Genomic DNA, 4,050 nt, shown 5'->3' with positions numbered 1-4,050 from the left:
ATAATAAATGGAGAAAATGAATATAATTCTTATATATAAATTTTGAAACATATAGATTTGAAAGGAGTCCTATGTTAGATTTTGTTGCATTAGACTTTGAAACAGCTAATAAATTTAAAAATAGTGCGTGCTCCTTGGCGGTTATTACCGTAAAGGATGGACAGATTATAAAAAAGGCATACAGCCTTATTAAACCACCATTTATGAGCTTCGATGATGAATGTATTGAAATTCATGGCATTCAACCAAAGGATGTTATCCACGAGAAAACATTTGATCAATTGTGGAATGCTATCTACGAAAATCACTTAAAAGGGAATATCATGGTAGCTCACAATGCAAAATTCGATATGAATGTATTGCGTGCTACACTGGATTACTATAAAATCCCTTGGCCTGATCTTGATTATGCATGTACGGTGAAACTTTCACGTGCAGTATGGCCAGATTTAGTAAACCATAAGCTAAACACGATGGCCGCATATATCGGGGTTGAGTTTAAACATCACTACGCATTAGATGATGCGGAAACATGTGCTAAGGTTGTATTAGAGGCGGCTAAAGCTAAGGGCGTTAATAGCTTGCCAGATTTATTGAAGGCTACAGGTGTACCACTAGAACCATTTATTGATGACAAAAATCGCGCTGCTCAAGAGGCTTTACATAAAGAACCTGAGCCAGAGCAAATGTCGTTCTTTTAGTAAGGAGAGACACTATGTTAGGTAAAGAATTATTATCTTATGTGGATCATACACTATTGCGTCCTACAGCTACATGGGATGATATTAAAGAAATTTGTGATGCTGGCGTAGCCTATAAAACAGCATCTGTATGTATTCCACCGGACTTTGTAGCTTCCGCCCATGAAGCGTACCCAGACCTTAATGTATGTACTGTTATTGGTTTTCCTTTAGGCTATGAAACGACAGAGGTTAAGGTGGCTGAAACAGAGCAAGCCCTTGCAGAAGGGGCCTCTGAAATCGATATGGTAATAAATCTTGGCGATGTAAAGCAAGGCGATTTTGAGGCTGTAACGAATGAAATTGGGGCCCTTAAGGAGGCTTGTGGCGATAAAATCTTAAAGGTTATTATCGAAACTTGTTATCTTACCGACTCTGAAAAGGTGGCCCTCTGTAAATGTATCACCAATGGTGGGGCAGACTACATTAAAACTTCTACTGGTTTTGGTAGCGGTGGCGCTAGCCTTGAAGACATTCGTTTATTCAAGAAGCATATCGGTCCTAATGTAAAAATTAAGGCTGCCGGTGGTATTCGTTCTATCTCTGACATGAAAGCCTATATTGCAGAAGGTTGCAGCCGTATCGGCGCCAGTGCAGCAGTAGAACTACTTAAAGATCATTTAGACGAAGAAGTATAATAGAAAACCACCTAGGCCGTGCTTAGGTGGTTTCTTAGAATGGCGGTATAACCATGCGGATGTATGATATTATTCTAAAAAAACGGTCTAATTTACCCTTAACAGATGAGGAACTTCGTTTTCTTATCTCAGGCTATGTAAATGGGGACATCCCTGATTATCAAGTGAGTGCCTTATTGATGACCATTGTATTTAATGGGATGAATGCTCGTGAACTAGGCACATTGACTATGGCAATGGCACAATCGGGGCACATAGTAGATTTGTCCAATATTGATGGGATAACAGTAGATAAGCATAGTACCGGTGGTGTAGGGGATAAGACAACTCTTATCATAGGACCTTTGGTAGCTGCTTGTGGAGGCAAGGTGGCGAAAATGTCAGGCCGTGGACTTGGGCATACAGGTGGCACTATCGACAAGATGGAGTCCATACCAAATCTAAAGGTATCATTGGACCAAGAGGCATTTATTAATCAAGTCAATACAATAGGTCTTGCCGTTATCGGACAATCTGAAGGGCTGGCACCTGCAGATAAGAAACTATATGCTTTGCGTGATGTAACAGGCACCGTAGATAGTATCCCTCTAATTGCATCCTCTGTAATGAGTAAAAAATTAGCCTCTGGGGCACAAGCTATTTTATTGGATGTAAAGGGTGGTAGTGGCGCCTTTATGAAAACCATAGACGATGCTCGCGCATTGGCGAAAGCTATGGTAGATATTGGAACGGAAAATGGCCGCTCTGTTAAGGCTGTTTTAACCGATATGGACCGACCACTAGGTCACGCCATTGGTAATGCTTTGGAAATTCGTGAGGTTATTAACACCTTGAAAGGTCATGGCCCAGAGGATTTAACTCATGAATGTCTTATCATGGCAGCTCATATGCTCGTGTTGAGCCAAATTTGTGATTATGAAACTGCTCTCAGTCGCGTACAACAGGCCCTTAATTCGGGAGCCGCTCTTGAACGATTGCGCATGATGATCGATGCCCAAGGTGGAGATAGCCGTGTTCTTGATGATGAAAGTTTACTAGCCATCGGGAAATTCACTTATGATGTTACAGCGCCTCAAGACGGTTATATTACACACATGAATACAGAACAATGTGGTATTGCATCTGTTATGCTCGGGGCTGGTCGCACCGTTAAGGATGGTCCTATCGATTATAGTGCAGGCATAGTAATGCACAAGAAAACCGGTGATGCTGTTAGGGCTGGTGAAAGCATAGCTACCTTATATGCTTCTCATGAAAGTTTGCTCGTAAATGCGGCTAAAACATACTTAGAGGCAATTACTTTTGGTAAAACAGCACCAGTGGTGGTAGATACGATTCTTGATATGGTGGAATGAGGATATCCATATGATAGAAAAGGAAACTGATATGACGGAACAGGAAATTCAAAAGCTTATTGATCGTGCCATAGTAGCTCGTGAGAAAACCTATAGTCCCTATTCCCATTTTGGAGTGGGTGCAGCCCTTCTGTGTGAGGATGGGGCAATCTATGAAGGTTGCAATATAGAAAATGCATCTTATGGTTTAACTAACTGTGCAGAACGAACTGCTATATTTAAAGCCGTATCAGAAGGTCGTACAAATTTTAAGGCCCTCGCCGTAGTTGCTGATACGGAAGGGCCTTGTGCACCTTGTGGTGCCTGTCGTCAAGTGATTTCTGAATTTGACATACCACAGATTATCTTGGCTAATCTAAAAGGAAATTATAAAGTTATTAGTCTTGATGAGTTATTACCATTTAGATTTGGTGCGGACAGCTTATAGTAAAAAAAGAGACCACCGATGTGGTCTCTTTTTTGTTATAACTTAGAATGCAGGAACAACTGCACCTTTGTATTTTTCTTCAATGAATTTTTTGATTTCAGGGGTATGAAGAGCTTCCATCAATTTTTTGATGCGAGGATCGCTTTCATTGCCTTTAAGTACAGTTACGATGTTTACGTAAGGGGAATCTTTAGATTCGATTGCCAATGCATCTTTACTAGGGTTAAGACCTGCATTTAATGCATAGTTTGTGTTAATAGCTGCTAAAGCTACATCGTCAAGAGAACGAGGTATTTGAGCTGCTTCTAATTCAACAAATTGGTAACCATTAGGATTGGAAGTGATATCTTGAATTGTAGATAAGATATTGCTGGAGTCTTTCAATGTGATAAGACCTTCTTTTTGCAATAACAATAATGCACGACCACCGTTTGTAGGGTCATTAGGGATAGCGATTTTAGCGCCTTTAGGAAGATCTTTTAAATCTTTGATTTGACGAGAATATAAGCCCATTGGCTCAAGGTGAACACCACCAACAGATACTAATGGAAGGTTATGAGCTTTTGCGAACTCATCCATGTAAGGTACATGTTGGAAGAAGTTTGCATCGATTTCTTTATCACCCAAAGCAAGGTTTGGTGTGTTGTAATCAGTAAATTCTGTAATTTGTAAATCAATACCATCTTTTGCCAAGATAGGTTTAACTTGTTCCAAAATTTCTGCGTGAGGTACTGCTGTAGCACCAATTTTTAATACTTGTTTGCCGTTGTTAGCAGCTTGTTTGTTATTGTCATTACCGCAACCAGCGATCAATAAAGCACCGCCAAGGATTACAGTAGCTGCTAATGCTAAAAATTTTCTCATTAGACACACTCCTTTTACAATCATTT

The 4,050-nt window shown here is 40.2% G+C and carries 5 protein-coding genes; 4 read left to right on the top strand and 1 reads right to left on the bottom strand.

All coding sequences use genetic code 11. From position 1 onward, the window contains the following. The first annotated feature begins 71 nt into the window (after window positions 1–71). The 4 genes from QZ334_RS07315 to QZ334_RS07300 are packed head-to-tail and all read left to right on the top strand — an operon-like array spanning window position 72 to window position 3,160. Window positions 72–701, top strand: coding sequence for a 3'-5' exonuclease (locus QZ334_RS07315; RefSeq protein WP_005387936.1), 630 nt, complete (start codon window positions 72–74; stop codon window positions 699–701). A 14-nt stretch (window positions 702–715) separates the two neighbouring features. Beyond that, window positions 716–1,378, top strand: a complete 663-nt coding sequence (deoC, locus tag QZ334_RS07310; protein WP_295233225.1) for a deoxyribose-phosphate aldolase — start codon at window positions 716–718, stop codon at window positions 1,376–1,378. A gap of 53 nt (window positions 1,379–1,431) precedes the next feature. Beyond that, window positions 1,432–2,733 (top strand): pyrimidine-nucleoside phosphorylase, encoded by a 1,302-nt coding sequence (locus QZ334_RS07305; protein WP_323758626.1) that lies wholly within the window; start codon window positions 1,432–1,434, stop codon window positions 2,731–2,733. A 10-nt stretch (window positions 2,734–2,743) separates the two neighbouring features. Beyond that, on the top strand, window positions 2,744–3,160 hold the full coding sequence (locus tag QZ334_RS07300) for a cytidine deaminase (protein ID WP_227283761.1): 417 nt from the start codon (window positions 2,744–2,746) through the stop codon (window positions 3,158–3,160). Between the two features lie 42 nt (window positions 3,161–3,202). Here QZ334_RS07300 and QZ334_RS07295 read toward each other — a convergent pair whose 3' ends face one another. After that, complete coding sequence (locus QZ334_RS07295) at window positions 3,203–4,024, bottom strand: MetQ/NlpA family ABC transporter substrate-binding protein (protein WP_295233220.1); 822 nt, start codon at window positions 4,022–4,024, stop codon at window positions 3,203–3,205. Window positions 4,025–4,050 lie beyond the last annotated feature (26 nt).

It is taken from the genome of Veillonella sp. (assembly GCF_019414865.1).
GTDB lineage: Bacteria > Bacillota > Negativicutes > Veillonellales > Veillonellaceae > Veillonella.
Note: the sequence above shows the minus strand (reverse complement) of the source record. Positions and strands in the feature narration are given on the sequence as shown.

What these genes read in the sequence shown, in the direction of transcription:
- QZ334_RS07315 (WP_005387936.1), top strand. Translation starts at nt 72, where the DNA reads ATGTTAGATTTTGTTGCATTAGACTTTGAAACAGCTAATAAATTTAAA.
- deoC (WP_295233225.1), top strand. Translation starts at nt 716, where the DNA reads ATGTTAGGTAAAGAATTATTATCTTATGTGGATCATACACTATTGCGT.
- QZ334_RS07305 (WP_323758626.1), top strand. Translation starts at nt 1,432, where the DNA reads ATGCGGATGTATGATATTATTCTAAAAAAACGGTCTAATTTACCCTTA.
- QZ334_RS07300 (WP_227283761.1), top strand. Translation starts at nt 2,744, where the DNA reads ATGATAGAAAAGGAAACTGATATGACGGAACAGGAAATTCAAAAGCTT.
- QZ334_RS07295 (WP_295233220.1), bottom strand. Translation starts at nt 4,024, where the DNA reads ATGAGAAAATTTTTAGCATTAGCAGCTACTGTAATCCTTGGCGGTGCT.